Consider the following 15,463-nt stretch of genomic DNA (forward strand, 5'->3'; position numbering starts at 1 on the left):
CGGGGGCGGGGAGAGCGGGTGGGAGAGCGGGGAAGGGCGGGGAGAGCGGGTGGGAGGTCGGGGAGGTCGGGGAGGTCGGGTGGGAGAGCGGGGAAGAGCGGGGAAGAGGGGGGAGGGGCTAGAGCTGGCGGTTTCGGCCGGCGAAGTAGCCGGCTATCAGCTGGGGGAGCATCAGGGCGATCATCAGGGACAGCGGGATTCGCCAGCCGTGGGAGATCTCGTGCAGGAGGCCGACCACGATCGGGCCGGGGATGGCGAAGAGGTAGCCGACGCTCTGGGCGAAGGCGGACAGCCGGACCACCGTGGCGGGTGTGCGACCGCGTAGCGCGATCATCGTGAGGGCCAGGGGGAAGGCGGCGTTCACGACGCCGAGGAGGGTGGCCCACAGCCAGGGGGCGGCGGCCGGTGACCACCACAGGCCGGTCCAGCCGGCGATACCGAACAGGCCCAGCGCCACCGCGATGCCGCTCTGGGAGCGGAGACGGCCCGCGTACGCCGACAGCAGGAACGACAACGGCACGCCGAGCAGGGACGTCACCGCGAACAGGAGGCCGGCCAGCGAGGCGGACAGGCCGGCGTCCCGGTAGATCTGCGGCAGCCAGCCGATGATCACGTACGCGGAGGTGGACTGCATGCCGAAGTACACGGCCAGCGCCCATGCGACCGGGTGCCGGCTCACGCGTACCGGAGAATGGGTTTGATCTCGGGGTTGCCGGGTCGCGGACCGGGAGCGGGCCATCAGCAGCCAGGACGGCAGGGCGACCACCGCGGCGAGCGCCCAGCAGGCCAGGCCGAGTCGCCAGTCGTCGCCGAACGCGCCGGTGAGCGGCACGGTGGCCGCCGCGGCGGTGGTGGCGCCGATGTTGAGCGCCACCGAGTAGAGGCCGGTGACCGTGCCCACCCGGTCCGGGAAGCGGTCCTTGACGATCGATGGCAGTAGCACGTTGACCAGGGCGATTCCGGCCAGCGCCACGGCGCTGAAGAGCAGGAACGGGGCGGGCGCGCCGGTGTACGGCCGCACCACCAGGCCCACGGTGAGCAGGGCGAGACCGCCGAGGATGACCCGCGCGGCGCCGAAACGCCGGGCCAGGCGGGGCGCCGCCAGGCCGATCGAGGCGAAACAGAGCACCGGTACGGACGTGAGCAGCCCGGCCGTGGTGGCGCTCATGCCCAGCCCGGCCCGGATCTCGGTGAGCACCGGCCCGATGCTGGTGACCGCGAGCCGCAGGTTGACCGCGGCCAGAAGGAGCGCGACGAGCGCCCCGATGTGGGTCCTCTGCTTGATCAGCACCAGCACCATGGTATTGAGTGCTGGGCGTCACACTCCTTACACGGTGGCGGTCGCGGGCTCCTGCTCGCGTTCGATCTGCGCGTTCCACTCGGCCTTGCTGGACTGCCAGCCGTCCTCGTTCATGCCGCGGCGCCAGTACCCGGAGACGGAGAGCCGGCTCATCGGCAACCCGAGCTCGACCCGCAGCAGCCGGCGCAGGTCACGCACGAAGGTGGCCTCGCCGTGCACGAACGCCTGCACCTGCCCGGCCGGGAACTCCAGCCCGCGCACCGCGGCGACCAGCGGCTCGCCGACCGGCCGCCCGCCCCGGTGCAGCCAGGTGATCTCGGCGTCGCCCGGGCAGTCGAACTTCTGCTCCTCCTCCGGCCCGGCGACCTCGATGAAGGCCCGGACCGCCGCACCTTCCGGCATCCGCTCCAGGGCGGCGCCGATGGCCGGAATCGCGCTCTCGTCACCGGCGAGCAGGTGCCAGTCGGCGGAGGCGTCCGGCGCGTAGCCGCCGCCCGGCCCCATGAACCGGAACGGATCGCCCGGCCGGGCCCGCGCCGCCCACGGCCCGGCGACGCCCTGGTCTCCGTGCACCACGAAGTCGACCCACATCTCGCCGGCCTCGGGCGCCCATCGGCGGACCGTGTACGTGCGCACCACGGGCCACGTCTCACGCGGCATCGTCTCGCGGATCACGCCCATGTCGAACGGCGCCGGATAGTCCACGCCGGCCTGGGGGAAGAGCACCTTGATGTAGTGATCGGTGAACTGCCCGGCCTGGATCCGAGTCAGAGCGTCACCGCCGACCACCACCCGCACCATGTGCGGAGTCAGCTGCTCCACCCGGGTGACCACGGCCTCGTGGCACGGTCGCGCGGGTCTGTTCGCCATGACTGCACCTCACTGCCGGTGGGACTGATCTCGGCAGGTAAGGCTACCCTTATTCACCGGGATCTACCGCCCTGCCTCCGGTTTCCCGCAGATTTCTCAGCCGGAAGCGAACTCGGACACGGGTTCGGCGGACACTCCCCGTGTCGGTCGACGCCGCTCACACGCTTCCCGCCGCGATCATGGGAAGCCTCGCGGTGATCCTTGTCACTCACGAACGAGGGAGGGGCGGAACCCTTCCGGGTCCCGCCCCTCCCTCGATCGTTCTTCGCCGGTCAGTTCCAGGAACGGGGCCGGCTCCGCATGAAGGCCGCGATGACCAGGCCGACCAGGACCAGGACCGCGCCGCCGCCGATCCACGCCAGGTTGTTGCTGACCAGGGCGATCGGGCCGCTCTGCTGGGCCGGCGGTTCGGCCACCGTGTCGGCGGTGCTCTCCGGCTGGTCGGGCGCGCCGTCACCGGGGTCGGCGGCGAGCGCCGGGCCGTCGGTCTCGGTCGCCTCGGGCTCCGGGTCGAACTCCGGCTGGGTCGTCGCCTTCTTGGTCGGCTTCTTGGTCGGCGTCGTGTTCGAGTTGTCGCCGTTGCCGGCGTTCTCGTTCTCGTTGCCGGAGCCGCCGGTCGTACCGGTGGTGGTCTTCTCCTCCGGCTCCGAGGTGGCGTTGCCGCCGTTGTTGCTGGACGTGCCCGCGGTCTCGTTGCCGCCGGTCGTGGTGGTCGTCGAGTTGGTGCGCGGCGTCGCGGTCACCGTGGTGCGGTTCGGTGTCGCGGTGGCCGGCTTCGTGGTCGACGGCTTGGTCGGCCTGGTGGTCGCCTTGGTGGTCGGCGCCGAGCTGGTCGGGGGCGTGGTCGGGGTGACGCCACCGTTGTTGGTGTCGTTCCCGCCGTTGTTGTTGCCGCCGTTGTTCTGGCCGCCACCGTTGTTGTTGCCGCCACCGTTGTTGTTCTGGCCGCCACCGTTCTGGCCGCCGTTGTTGTCGCCGCCACCGTTCTGGCCGTCGTTGCCGGCGCGGACGGTGATCCGGACCGAGTCGAGGGCGGGCGTCTGGTTGGCGCGCTCCATCATCGGGATCCGGTGCGAGCCGTCACCGGCCCAGGACGAGCACTGTGCGGTGCCCTCCTGCGGCAGGCCCGGCACCTGGATGGTGACGGTGTCCGGGTCGGCGCCGCCGCGCCGGTCCTCGGTGGCGACGAAGAACGCCGGCACCGGCGCGGACTCGGGCGCCTCCCCGGTGCTGGTCAGCATCCGGCAGGCGGTGTGGAAGTGGCCGCGGACCAGGCCGTTCTGGAGAACGCTGCTCTCCACGTAGTACCCACCCTGACCGGCCGCGAGGAAACGGTCCCGGATCAGGTTGCGGGTGCTGACCTGGAGGGTGAACGGGGTGCCGACGGTGACGTCGTCGGGGGCCCGGGTGATGAGCAGGGTGGGGTTGTTGGCGGCCGCGCCGACCTCGCCGAACTCGGTGGACACGCATCGTTCGCCGCGCTGGAAGCCGTCGTGTGCCGGCAAGTCGCTGTCCACACAGGTGTCGGTGAGGATGGTCAGGTTGTTGCCGACCACCTTGCCGGCCCCACTCTCACCGGCCTTGGTGCTGTTCTCATCGGCCGAGGCGAGCTGGGTGAAACCGATGACGCCGCCGATCGCGGTGAGTACAGCACCGGCGGCCAACAGCCGGGTGCGTCGTTGACCCGAGCTTCGCATGACGAGACCTTCTTTTCCCCAAATTCCCGGACGCCGCAGACGTTAGGGACGCGTCTCACAGAAAGCAATTCCGCGCCGAGATTTCAGGAATTCTTACGGCGAACTTAAAGAAAAAATATGGGAACCGTCTTGAACTCCCGGCATCATCCGTTCGGATGATGTCGTGGGTTCATGCGATCTTGGGCAGATGCCGCTGAACTGGGAGGTTAGCGGAACAGTCTGTGAGCGGCCAACTCCTCAGCCGGACCAGAAACCGCGCGCCGCATAGACGTCGCGAAGTACCTCGATACGGTCCGTCATGATGCCGTCCACGCCCATATCGAGAAGCCGGACCATTTCTTCCGGATCGTCGATCGTCCACACGTGCAGGTGCAGCCCGAGCCGGTGCAGGTAGCCCACGAAGCGCGGCGTGACCAGGGTGATCCGGCCGTGCCGGACCGGGACCTGGGCGGCGGCCACCGACTCCGGCAGGCGGACCCGGATCCCGGCGGTCGCGGCGATCCGGAGCCGGGCCACGCCGCGCATGCCCAGCGAGGTGGCGATCTTCGGCCCGCCGAGCGCCCGGACCCGGGCCAGCCGGGCGTCGCTGAACGAGGCGAGCAGCACCCGGTCCTCGGCGCCGGCCGCCCGGACCGCGGCGACGGCCGGCTCGACCACCGCGTCGGACTTGACGTCGATGTTGAACCGGATCCGCGGCCAGGCGTGCAGCACGTCGTCGAGGCGGGGCACGGCGGCGGCGCCACCCACCCGTACGGTGGCGAGGTCGGCCCAGGTCAGATCGGCGACCCGGGCGGCCCGGCCGGCGACCCGGTCGAGCTCGGCGTCGTGGATGACGACCGGGATCCCGTCGGCCGTGGCGTGCACGTCGGTCTCGACGTACCGGTAGCCCATGGCGACCGCCCGCTCGAAGGCTTCCGCGGTGTTCTCATCACCGGCCGCGGCCCCGCCGCGATGGGCGAAGGCGAGCGGTCCGGGGCCGTCGAGGTACGGATGGCGCACCCGGGCAGTATGCCGGGCTTGTTGCACAGATGTAAAAGACGGCTCGGCCCATTGACCACGGCCCCGGACGTGAAGATCCTTGTCCCACAGTGTGGCCGTGGGCTCGCATGGGTGGAGGGAAGAACGGTGATTTCGACGATGACGCTCCATCAACCGGTGCGGCCGCGGGCCCAGAAGATCCGGTTGGTGACCCGTCGGTTCGGCGCCCGGCGGCACGCCCGGTTGCGGTCGATCCCCCGTCATCCCCACCTGCGCTGGACGGCGCCGCTGAGCCCGGCGGGCTGACCGGTGCCCGGCCCGGCGGTGGTGATCATCGGCGCCGGCGTCACCGGTTGTGCCGTGGCCGACGAGCTGACCGCGCGGGGCTGGACCGATGTCACCGTGCTGGAGCAGGGGCCGCTCTTCGAGACCGGCGGATCGAGCTCGCACACTCCCGGGCTGGTCTCCCAGATCGCGCCGTCCCGGACCATGACCAGGCTGGCCCGCTACACCGCGGAGAAGTACGCACGGCTCGGGTGCTACTCGGCGGTCGGCGGGCTGGAACTGGCGACCACCCCGGAGCGGCTGGCCGACCTGCACCGGCGGCACGGGTTCGGGCAGGCGTGGGGGGTCGACTCCACGGTCGTCGACCCGGCCGGCTGTCTCGCCCTCTTCCCGTTGCTGGAGAAGTCGCTGCTCCTGGGCGGGCTGCACGTCCCGTCGGACGGTCTGGTGGCGGCGGTCCGGGCCGCCGAGGTCCAGGCCGCGAACGCCACGGCACGCGGCGCGCGGTTCCTCGGCAACCGGCGCGTCACCGATCTGCTGACCGAGAACGGCCGGATCACCGGGGTGCACACGGCCGAGGACGAGGTCTTCCCGGCCGCCCTGGTGGTGAGCTGCACCGGATTCTGGGGGGCCACCGGCCGGCCGATCGTGGCGATGGTCCAGCAGTACGTGCGAACCACCGGGGCCGGTGCCGACGACTCCCTGCCGATCGTCCGGCACCCGGACCGTGGCCTCTATCTGCGGGCTCACGGCGACCGGCTGGGCGTCGGCGCGGTCCGGCCCGATCCGCGCCCGGTCCGGCTCGGTGACCTGCCCGGCGACGCGCACCCGGCGATGCTGCCGTTCACCCCGGACACCTTCCGGCAGTCCTGGACGGCGGCCACCGACCTGGTCCCGGCACTGCGGGGGACCGCTCTCGACGAGGCGTACAACGGGGTGCTCGGGGTGACCGCGGACGGGTTTCCGCTGCTCGGCGAGGCCCGGGAGCCGCGCGGTCTGTGGGTCGCCGAGGCCGTGCCGGTGGCGCACTCGGCCGGCGCCGCGAAGGCCCTCACCGAGTGGATCGTCGACGGCCGTCCCGCGATCGACCTGCACGAGTGCGATCTCAACCGGTTCGATCCGGGCCGGCTCGCCCCGGAGTACGTCCGGCGCCGCGCGGTCCGCCGGCTCGCCGACGACCAGCGGCCGGTCCATCCGGCCGACCCACCCGGTGTCCGTGATCTGCGGATCGGGCCGTTCCACTCCCGGCAGGCCGACCTGGGCGCGGTGTTCGGTGCGGACGGCGGCTGGGAGACCCCACTGTGGTACGCGTCCAACCCGCCCCCCGACCCACCGATCACCCGTGACGAGTGGTCGGGCCGGCACTGGTCGCCGATCGCGGAGACCGAGGCCCGGCTGACGCGCCGCCGGGTCGGGCTGTTCGACCTGACCCCGCTCACCCGGATCGAGGTGACCGGCCCGTTCGCCGTCGGCGCCGACATCCCGGTCGGGACGGTCCGGCCCCGCTGTGGGGTCACCGTGACGCGGCTCGCCGGGTCCCGGTTCCTGATCGGCGCCGACGGCCCGCTCGACCTGGACCGGCTGCTGCGTGCCGTCCCGCCCGGCGTCACGGTGCGCGACGTCTCGGCCGGCACCTGCGCGCTCGCGGTGTGGGGCCCGGCCGCCCGGGAGTTGCTCGCCCCGCTCACCACGGTCGACCTCGCCTCCTTCGGCCACCTCCAGGCGCGGGAGGGGCACCTCGGCATGGCGCCGGTCACCCTGCTGCGCGTCTCCGCCGTCGGCGAGCTGGGCTGGGAGATCTGGGCCGAGGCCGGGTACGGGCCCCGGCTGTGGGACACCGTCTGGGAGGCGGGCCGGGAGCTCGGCCTGGTCGCCGCCGGCCGGCTCGCCCGGGACGGCCTGCGGATGGAGAAGGGGCACCGGCTCCGGTGGACCGACACCACCGACGAGGACGAGGCCGACCCGGAGCGGAGCAGCGCCTGCCTGGTGCTGGCGGAGACCGGCGAGGTGCCGGTGGGTGGCGAGCCGGTGTACGCCGGCGGGTTCGTGGTGGGCCATGTGACGAGCGCGGCGTACGGGTCTTCGGTGGGGGCGCCCATCGCGTACGCCTGGTTGCCGTCCGTCCTGGCGGTCCCCGGCACGCAGGTGGAGATCGGATATTTCGACCGGAGACTGCTCGCCACGGTGACGGCGGAACCCCTGTTCGATCCGAAGGGCGAGCGGCTGCTCCGCTAAGGGCTGTTACTCGCCGGTACCCCGCCGGGAAATCGCCCATTGCCGCCTACTATCGGCGATGGATCGCATACGCACGGTTCACCTCACGGTGGAAACCATCCGGGGGTAATAACGGAGACTCGCTAACGCGGCTTCTCGGACTGTCCTAGCTTTGGCCAAGTCTAAGTCGGGCAAATCCGCTGAAATGGAGCATGTCGTGCGTTTTTCTCGTTCATCCCGAGTGGCGCGAGGCGGTCTCTGGGCCTCCACCCTGCTCTCCCTGGTGGCCGCGGTGTCCTCCGGAGCAGCGTTCGCGGCCGACGTCGAGCCGCGGACGGACCGCGACGTGTCGCTCAGCGGGACGGCCCGGCTCGTCCACCGACCGGGTGACAGCAAGCCCGTCATCCGGCTCACCGCGGACGGCTTCAAGCAGATCGGATCGGCCTGGCTGACCAAGCGGGTGAACCTGGCCCGCTCGTTCGAGATCACCTTCACGGCGCGCCTGCGTGGCGGCGGCCGCACCGGCGCCGACGGCATCGCGTTCGTGGCGCAGGGCATCGGCCCGCGGGCGCTCGGCGGCTGGGGCGGCGGGCTCGGCTACCGGGGCCTCAGCCGCAGCGTGGCGGTGGAGTTCGACACCTACCAGAACGCGCCCGACCCGGACAGCAACCACGTCGCGGTGACGCTCGGCGGTGACCCCGACCGGCACGTCGCCGCCGGCGATCCCTCGATCCCGCTGCTCGGCAAACCGTTCCGGGCCCGGATCCGCTACGACGCCGACACCCAACGGATCACCGCCCACGTCCGTTCCCTCGCCCCCGGCGCCACCGAACAGCTCCTGCTCGACGAGCACGTGGACATCGCCGGGACCACCGGTGCGACCCGCGGGTGGATCGGATTCACCGGCGCCACCGGCGACGTGACCTCCCGCCAGGACGTCTACGACTGGGCCGTCACCACGCCGCAGGCCTGACACCCGCTTTTCCTGCCGGGGCGCGTGCGCCCCGGCTCCTGACCATGCTCCGGCCCGGACCGGGCCGACTCCCACCATGCCCCGATCGGAGACAGCCATGCCCACGGCCAACCGTGTGCTTCCTGACGAGACCGGCGACGTCATGTCCCTGACCGCCACCGACATCGAGATCAAGATTCCGGCGACCACGCCCGAGGGCGATGCCGAACCACGGCCCCGGGTCAGCGTCATCGTCCCCGCCCTGAACGAGGCCCGGAACCTGCCGCACGTCTTCGCGCGGCTTCCGGAGGTGGACGAGATCCTCCTGGTCGACGGTGGGTCCACCGACGACACCGTGGCGGTGGCCCGGCGGCTGCGTCCCGACATCCGCGTCGTCGTGCAGAACCGCAAGGGCAAGGGCAACGCCCTGGCCTGCGGATTCGCCGAGGCGACCGGCGACATCATCGTCATGATCGACGCCGACGGATCCACCGACCCGCTGGAGATCCCCAGCTTCGTCGAGGCGCTGCGCGACGGCGCCGACTTCGCCAAGGGGTCCCGTTTCCAGGGCACCGGCGGCAGCGCCGACATCACCCGGCTGCGCCGGGCCGGTAACAAGTGCCTCAGCACGCTGGTCAACGTCCTGTTCGGAACCCGGTACAGCGACCTCTGCTACGGCTACAACGCGTTCTGGGCACACTGCCTGGACGTCTTCGACCTGGACAGCACCTCCCCGGCCCCGGACAACACCGACGGCCGCCTGTGGGGCGACGGCTTCGAGATCGAGACCCTGCTCAACCTGCGCGCGGCCCAGGCCGGCCTGGCCATCGTCGAGGTCGCCAGCTTCGAGCACTCCCGGATCCACGGCGTCAGCAACCTCAACGCCTTCACCGACGGGATGCGGGTGCTGCGCACCATCGCCCGGGAGTGGCGGCCCAAGCGCTCCAAGGCCGGACGCCGGGCCAAGGAAATGGCCCAATGAGCGAGCTTGCGAGCGAATCATCGAGCTCAGTCGAGTTCTCGTCGCGGCACCGGAGCGCAGCGGAGGTGGCGCGATGAGGATCGGGGTCGTTTCGAACGCCTACCACCCCGACATCGGTGGGGTGGAGACCCATGTCAAGCGGCTCTGCGGAGGGCTGATCGCCGCCGGCGACGACGTCGAGGTGATCACCCAGCACGCGACCCGCTCGGTGGAGAACGTGGACGGCGTCGTGGTACGCCGTTTCCCGCTCACCGTCCCGGCCGGCAACTACCGGCTCTCCGTCCCGCTGTGGCGCTGGCTGCGTGCCCACGCCGCCGAGTACGACGTCCTGCACGCACACAGCTACCACGCCCTGGCCGCGCTCTGCGCCGCCCTGGGCAACCGCACCCCCCTGGTGTTCACGCCGCACTACCACGGCACCGGGCACACCCGCTTCCGGGCCGCGCTGCATCCGCTCTACCGGCCGCTCGGCCGTGCCGTCATGCACCGGGCCTCGGCCGTCGTCTGCGTCACCTCCGCCGAACGTGAGCTGGTGCTGCGGGACTTCCCGGCGGTGGCCACCCGGATCGTGGTCATCCCGAACGGCACCGACCCGCGGCCGGCCCCCACTGCCCGGCCGCCGCGGACCCGGCGCATCGTCTGCGTCGGGCGGCTGGAGCAGTACAAGCGGGTGGACCGGGTGATCCGGGCGATGACCCGGCTCGGCCCGGAGCACCGCCTCGACGTGGTCGGCACCGGCCCGGCCGGCGACCGGCTGCGGCAGCTCGCCGCCGACCTCGGGCTGACCGGGCGGGTGGTCTTCCACGGGCGGCTCGACGACGCGGCCTTCGACGCCTGCCTGTCGAGCGCGTCGGCGGCGGTGTCCGCCTCCGCGTACGAGGCGTTCGGCATGGGCGTGGCCGACGCGCTCGCCGCCGGGCTGCCCACCGTCGCCACCCCGATCCCGGCGCACCGCGAGGTCGCGCAGCTGGCCGGGGACAGCGCGTGGCTGCGGTTCGCCGACCCGGAGGACGAGGCCGCGCTGGCGGCCGCGCTCGCCGCCGCCGCGGCCGCCGGCCGGACCCGTCCCGCGATCCTGCCGACCTGGCCGGATGTGGTCGGTGCGACACGGGACGTCTACGCCGCGGTGGCCCACCGCACGGCACCCGCGGCAGGTGCCGTCACACCATGAGCGAACTGGCGAGCGCATCGGCCACGGTCGGTCGTACCACCGATCGGCGGGCGGACCGGCCGCCCGAGCCGCCCCGGCGCGCCTGGGCCGGGCCGGCCGTCGCCGGGATCGGTCTCACGATCGCCGCCGCGGCCGGGGCCGCTGCGCTCGTCACCGCGTACCGGCGGGCCGAGTGGGGACAGGACGGCGCTTTCACCTGGTTCTGGGGCGGAATGCTGGTCTTCACGCTGCCGGCGGCGTACTGGGCCGTCCGCCGCGGCTCGGACACCCGGCTCCGGCTCGCCGTCCTGATCGGCTACGCCTGCTTCACCTACCTGCCGAAGCTGCTGCGCAACCCCACCGGGCCGCTGTTCCACGACGAGTACGCCCACTGGGGACAGAGCCGGGACATCCTCCTCGACGGCGTGCTGTTCCAGCAGAACCCGATCGTCCGGGTGATCGGCGACTATCCCGGCCTGCACGCCACCGTCGCCTCGCTGGCCTCGCTCACCGGCCTCACCGTCTGGCACGCCGCGCTGTGCGTGCTGATGCTGGCCCACGTACTGGTGGTGCTCGGTGTCGCGGTCCTGGCCGGGCAGCTCTGGCCGGACCCGCGGATCGCCGCCGCGGCCGCGATCATCTACAGCCTCAACAGCTCGTTCCTCTACTTCGACACCCAGTTCGGCTACGAGTCGCTGGCGATCGCCGTGATGATCTGGGCCCTGGCGGCCGGGCTGCGCGCCGTCCGCGCCCACGGCCGGGCGGCCCGCGCCCGCTGGTTCGCGCTGACGCTGGTGATGGCCGTGGCGATCACCGCCACCCACCATCTCACCGCGATCTGGCTGACCGGCATGTTCGGGCTGGTCGCGTTCTCCTGCACGGTCGTCGCCTGGCGCGACCGCGCGCTGTCCGGCCCGGCCCGCACCGGGTGGCTGCTCACCGTCGGCACCGCCGCGACCGTGGCGCTCTGGATGGGCGCCGTCTCGCCGCGCACCGGCCGGTACCTCGAGCCGTACCTGGGCCGGGCGCTCGACCAGTTCGGCGGCATGGCGGGCGGCGGCTCCGGCGGCCGTACCCTGTTCAGCCAGTCGATCGCACCCTGGTGGGAGCAGTACGCGGCGTTCGCCGCCCCGGGGTTCGCCCTGCTCGCCGCGGTCGGCGCCGCGCTGCTCTGGTGGCGCCGCCGCGGTCGCATGGAACCGGTCACCCGGGCCCTGTCGGCCGCCATGCTGCTGCTCGGCGCCCTCTACTTCCCGGCCACCCTGCTGATCCTCACACCCTCCGGCGCGGAGGGCGCACGGCGCTCCTGGGCGTTCAGCTACCTCGGCATCGCCCTGGCCGTCGCCCCGTTGATCATCGCACTGCTGGACCGGGCGGGCCGGCCGATCGGCCGTTCCCGGGTGACCGGATCCGGCCCGGCCGGCGCCCTGCTGCTGACCGGGTGCGCCATGGTGATGGTCGGTAACACGGCGGCCGGCATGAATCCCGCCTACCGTCTGCCCGGTCCGCCGGTCTTCGGCTCGGACACCCGGGCCTCCACCCCCGAGGTGATGGCCGCCGCCCGCTGGCTGCTGGAGACCCGGGGCCGCGGCGCGCGCCTGGTCGCCGACCGCTACTCCGGGCTGATCTTCGGATCGTACGGCGAGCAGGAGCCGACCACCGGTTCGGAGAGCTTCCCCGCCTACGACCTGTACCTCGCCCAGCCCGGCCGGCCGATGCCCACCGGCATTCTGGAGCAGCTCCGGACCTGGCGTTTCGAATACCTCGTGGTCGACCGCCGGATGGCCGAGCAGGTGCCCGACATCAAGATCTACTTCGAGAACAACGAGCCGATCCCGCACGACGGGAAACCCGGCTTCACCCGGTCCCAGCTGACCAAATTCGACACCCTGCCCTGGCTGATCAAGATCTACGACGGGCCGCACGTGGCGATCTACCGCTTCGACTTCGACAGCCTGGGCCAGCACGTCCGCATGGGGGCATGATGATTCGGCCGCTGCTCTTCGCGTACGCCGGCCTCGGCGGCGCCCTCGCCGCCGACGGCCGTCCCTGGCTCGCCGCCCCGCTCTGCCTCGCGGCTCTGTACGCCATCGGCGAACTCTGGATCCGCGCTCTGCCCGGCCGCCCGGCGGAGACCGCGCTGCCGGCCGTCCGGGCCGGTCTGTCCGCGGTCAGCGGACTGATCACCCTGCCGCTGGTGGCGCTGCTGCTGCACCTGGCCGGATTCCCGGTCCGGCCGGTCCCGCTGGCCGTGGCCGCCGCCGCCACCGCGACGCTCCTCGCGGCGGCCGCTCTGCTGCGGGATCGCCTGCCCACCCGCCGCGCCGTCGCCCCGGCCAGCCTGCCGTCCCAGCGCGGCCACGAAGCCACCTCGACCCTCCGGGCCTCCGCCGGTCACCCCCTTTCCGCCGACGAATCGGTCGAGTCCGGCGGTCACTCTCCCGGCGGGAACCCCCCCACCGACATCGCCGGTCCCGCCTCTGCCGGGGCCGCGGCCCGGGCGGGTGGTCACCATCACGAGCCGGGGTACGGGCGGACGGCCGCGATCGTCGGCGTCCCGGTGCTGCTGGCGGTGGCCGTCGGGGCGGCGGCCGTCCGCGGGTACCTGAAGGCGCCGCACCCCGCCGAGCCCGGCTACCTGAGCGTCGCCCTGAGCGGCTGGGCGGCCGCCATCAACCGCCCGGTCACCGTTCCGTCCCGTGGCCTGTCCGTCCCGGTCCGGGTGACCAGCGCCGGCCTGGCCGACACCACCACCCGGCTCCGGCTGTGGGTCGGCGGCCAGATCGTGGCCAGCGAACCCCTGACGGTGGCCGCCGACACGGTCCGCCTGCTGACCGTCCGCATCCCCGGCCTTCCCCCGGACGGCTGCCTCCACGCGATCGACATCAGCGTCGGCACGACCAGCACCGGCTTCTACGCCCGTGGCCGGCCCGCCCTCGCCCGCTCCGCCTCCTGCCGGGGCGGCGCTCCCGCCCACTCCACGTTCACCGACCGGGACGCGCCGACCACCGCGGGCGGCGCCACCCGGTCCGGTTCCGTCTCCGGCACCACGCGTGGCGGCGCGGTCTCCGGCCCGGCTCACGACGACGCCGCTCACGACGGCGATCGTTCCGGCGCCGCGCACGGCGGACACGGTCATTCCAACTCCGCCCCGGCCGCCGACCGGACAGGTGACCACCCCCGCTCGCACGCCGGTGGGGCCGCGGCTCCCGGTGGTCATCGCGCGGGCACCCGGGACGGCGCCGCTCACGTTCGCCCGAACGCCGGTGGGCACCGCGACGGCGCCGGCCACCAGGGCGCGGACGGCGACGGCGGCGACCGCCCGGGCGCCGGGGCCGCCGCGGTCGGCCCCGATCCGGCACAGCCGGGCGCCACCGCCGGCGCCGGTGGGGAGCAGCCGGGCGCCGGGGCCGCGGGGGTCGCCCCGGACCGGGAGCGGCCGGTGGTCCGGGACGGCGCCGCTCCGGCGGACGCGACCGCCGGGAACCCCGCGATCGGCGTGATCCGTCCGGGCGTCGGGGGCCGCTTCACCGACCCGGGTCCCGCCGGCGTCCCGACCGGCGCGAGTTCCTTCGGGCCGGCCCCCGTCCTGGAGAAGTTCGGTGGCCCGGCGACGGGCCGGAAGGTCACATCGGAGTGCGACGCTTGCTGATCACCACTGCCCGCCGGCTGTCCGGGGACTCCCTGGCCTGGAACAGCCTCCTGATCATGGCGACCACGGTGTGCAACGGTGGTCTCGGCTATCTCTACTGGATGCTGGCGGCGCGGACCGTCCCGCCGTACCAGGTCGGCCCGGCGACCGCCCTCATCTCGGCCGCCACCGCGGTCAGCATGATCGCCAATCTGGGCGCCGGGCACATGTTCATCCAGCGCCTGCCCGGCATCGACACCGGAACCTGGTCCCGCGTCGTCGGCGCCGGCCTGTTCGCCGGCTCGGTGGCCACCGCGGCCACGGCCGCCGTCACCGCGGTGGTGGTTCCCGCGCTGTCCGGGAACTTCGCGTTCCTGGCCGGGCCGGGCGCGACGGCCGCGCTGATCGCCGCCGCGGTCGCCGTCACGCTGACCACCCTGCTGGACAACCTCTACGTCGCCCACCGGGCCGGGCGCGGCATGCTGCTCCGCAACGTGGCCGTGGCCGCCGGCAAGATCGTCGCCCTGGCCGGGGTGCTCGCCGCCGGCTTCCACGGCGCGATGGCGGTGCTGCTCTCCTGGACCCTGCCGGCGCTGCTGATCAGCCTGGTCACGATCGTCGCGGCGCTGGGCCGGCTGCGCCCGGGCGCCCGGGCGCGGCTCACCGGCCTGCGTGCCGAACTGCCCCATCTGCGGGCCGCCCTCACCGGCCACCATCTGATCAACCTGACCCAGGCCGGTCCGGCGGCGCTGCTGCCGGTGCTGGTCACGGCCCGGCTGGGCGCCGACGCGAACGCCCATTTCTACCTGGCCTGGATGACCGCCTCGATGCTCTTCATGGTGTCCCCGGCGGTCGCCTCGGCCTTGTACGCGGAACGCACCAACGCCTCCCCGGTCACCGTCACCCGCGCCGCCGTCGTGGTGGCGGCCGTGGTCGGCGTACCCGCGCTGGTCCTGCTGGCCGGGGGCGATCTGGTGCTCGGCCTGTTCAGCACGGCCTACGCCACCGAGGGCGGAACGCTGTTGCGGATCCTGGTGCTGGCCGCCCTCCCGGACGCGGTGGCCAACCTGGCGGTGGCGCACTGGCGGTCCCGTGGCGAGTTCCGGCTCTGCCGCCGTCTCAACCTGATCCGTGCCGTGACCTGCCTGGTCCTGGCCTGGCTGCTGCTGCCCACCCACGGCGTGACCGGCGCCGGCCTGGCCTGGCTGGCCGGCCAGACGGCGGCCGCCCTCCTGGTAGCGGCCGTAGCCCTGACGGTCTCGGCCGGCCGTGAGCGCTGCCCCGGCGCTCCCGAAACGGCCCGGACCGTCAGCCGGAGTGGGGAAACGTGGGCCGAGCGCGACCGGAAGGCCGGAACCACGACAGCGGCGGCGAAGCAATGAACGCTCACGGCGTACCCCGTGG

General features: G+C 73.1%; 10 protein-coding genes and 1 pseudogene. 7 read left to right on the top strand and 4 right to left on the bottom strand.

Annotated features, from left to right (window positions below; all coding sequences use genetic code 11):
* Positions 1 to 118: 118 nt before the first annotated feature.
* The 4 genes and pseudogenes from J5X75_RS35135 to J5X75_RS35150 all read right to left on the bottom strand — a co-directional run bounded on the left by J5X75_RS35135 (position 119) and on the right by J5X75_RS35150 (position 4,866).
* Entirely contained in the window at positions 119 to 1,291 is a 1,173-nt protein-coding gene (locus tag J5X75_RS35135) for a CynX/NimT family MFS transporter (RefSeq protein ID WP_372451002.1), read from the bottom strand.
* A 36-nt stretch (positions 1,292 to 1,327) separates the two neighbouring features.
* The gene (locus tag J5X75_RS35140) at positions 1,328 to 2,170 is read right to left on the bottom strand and encodes a siderophore-interacting protein (RefSeq protein WP_208471958.1); all 843 of its coding nucleotides are present in this window, start codon (positions 2,168 to 2,170) and stop codon (positions 1,328 to 1,330) included.
* A gap of 1,004 nt (positions 2,171 to 3,174) precedes the next feature.
* Positions 3,175 to 3,720, bottom strand: a pseudogene (locus J5X75_RS44900) (Pecanex-like protein 1); the annotation flags it as partial.
* Between the two features lie 384 nt (positions 3,721 to 4,104).
* Entirely contained in the window at positions 4,105 to 4,866 is a 762-nt protein-coding gene (locus J5X75_RS35150; protein ID WP_307798463.1) for a glycerophosphodiester phosphodiesterase family protein, read from the bottom strand.
* 288 nt (positions 4,867 to 5,154) lie between these two features.
* On the opposite strand from J5X75_RS35150, the gene J5X75_RS35155 reads away from it, so the two are divergent.
* The 7 genes from J5X75_RS35155 (at position 5,155) to J5X75_RS35185 (ending at position 15,441) form a co-directional block, all read left to right on the top strand.
* Positions 5,155 to 7,365 carry an FAD-dependent oxidoreductase gene (locus J5X75_RS35155; protein WP_208471960.1) on the top strand — a complete coding sequence of 737 codons (2,211 nt, stop codon included), beginning with the start codon at positions 5,155 to 5,157 and terminating at the stop codon, positions 7,363 to 7,365.
* Between the two features lie 196 nt (positions 7,366 to 7,561).
* Complete coding sequence (locus J5X75_RS35160; RefSeq protein WP_208471961.1) at positions 7,562 to 8,317, top strand: L-type lectin-domain containing protein; 756 nt, start codon at positions 7,562 to 7,564, stop codon at positions 8,315 to 8,317.
* 97 nt (positions 8,318 to 8,414) lie between these two features.
* Complete coding sequence (locus J5X75_RS35165) at positions 8,415 to 9,278, top strand: glycosyltransferase family 2 protein (protein ID WP_208471962.1); 864 nt, start codon at positions 8,415 to 8,417, stop codon at positions 9,276 to 9,278.
* 73 nt (positions 9,279 to 9,351) lie between these two features.
* A complete protein-coding gene (locus tag J5X75_RS35170; RefSeq protein ID WP_208471963.1) occupies positions 9,352 to 10,449 on the top strand; it encodes a glycosyltransferase family 4 protein in 1,098 nt (365 codons plus the stop codon).
* On the top strand, positions 10,446 to 12,413 hold the full coding sequence (locus J5X75_RS35175) for a hypothetical protein (protein ID WP_238490521.1): 1,968 nt from the start codon (positions 10,446 to 10,448) through the stop codon (positions 12,411 to 12,413). Before J5X75_RS35170 ends, J5X75_RS35175 begins: the two co-directional genes overlap by 4 nt.
* The gene (locus tag J5X75_RS35180) at positions 12,410 to 14,080 is read left to right on the top strand and encodes a hypothetical protein (RefSeq protein ID WP_208471964.1); all 1,671 of its coding nucleotides are present in this window, start codon (positions 12,410 to 12,412) and stop codon (positions 14,078 to 14,080) included. The genes J5X75_RS35175 and J5X75_RS35180 overlap by 4 nt, the downstream gene beginning before the upstream one ends.
* Entirely contained in the window at positions 14,065 to 15,441 is a 1,377-nt protein-coding gene (locus J5X75_RS35185; protein ID WP_307798464.1) for a lipopolysaccharide biosynthesis protein, read from the top strand. Before J5X75_RS35180 ends, J5X75_RS35185 begins: the two co-directional genes overlap by 16 nt.
* The last annotated feature ends 22 nt before the right edge of the window (positions 15,442 to 15,463 follow it).

It is taken from the genome of Actinoplanes flavus (assembly GCF_017592555.1).
Lineage (GTDB): Bacteria > Actinomycetota > Actinomycetes > Mycobacteriales > Micromonosporaceae > Actinoplanes > Actinoplanes flavus.

Bases quoted from the DNA above. Each gene is read 5' to 3' on its own strand.
- J5X75_RS35140 (WP_208471958.1), bottom strand. From the start codon at position 2,170: ATGGCGAACAGACCCGCGCGACCGTGCCACGAGGCCGTGGTCACCCGG.
- J5X75_RS35165 (WP_208471962.1), top strand. From the start codon at position 8,415: ATGCCCACGGCCAACCGTGTGCTTCCTGACGAGACCGGCGACGTCATG.
- J5X75_RS35170 (WP_208471963.1), top strand. From the start codon at position 9,352: ATGAGGATCGGGGTCGTTTCGAACGCCTACCACCCCGACATCGGTGGG.
- J5X75_RS35175 (WP_238490521.1), top strand. From the start codon at position 10,446: ATGAGCGAACTGGCGAGCGCATCGGCCACGGTCGGTCGTACCACCGAT.
- J5X75_RS35180 (WP_208471964.1), top strand. From the start codon at position 12,410: ATGATGATTCGGCCGCTGCTCTTCGCGTACGCCGGCCTCGGCGGCGCC.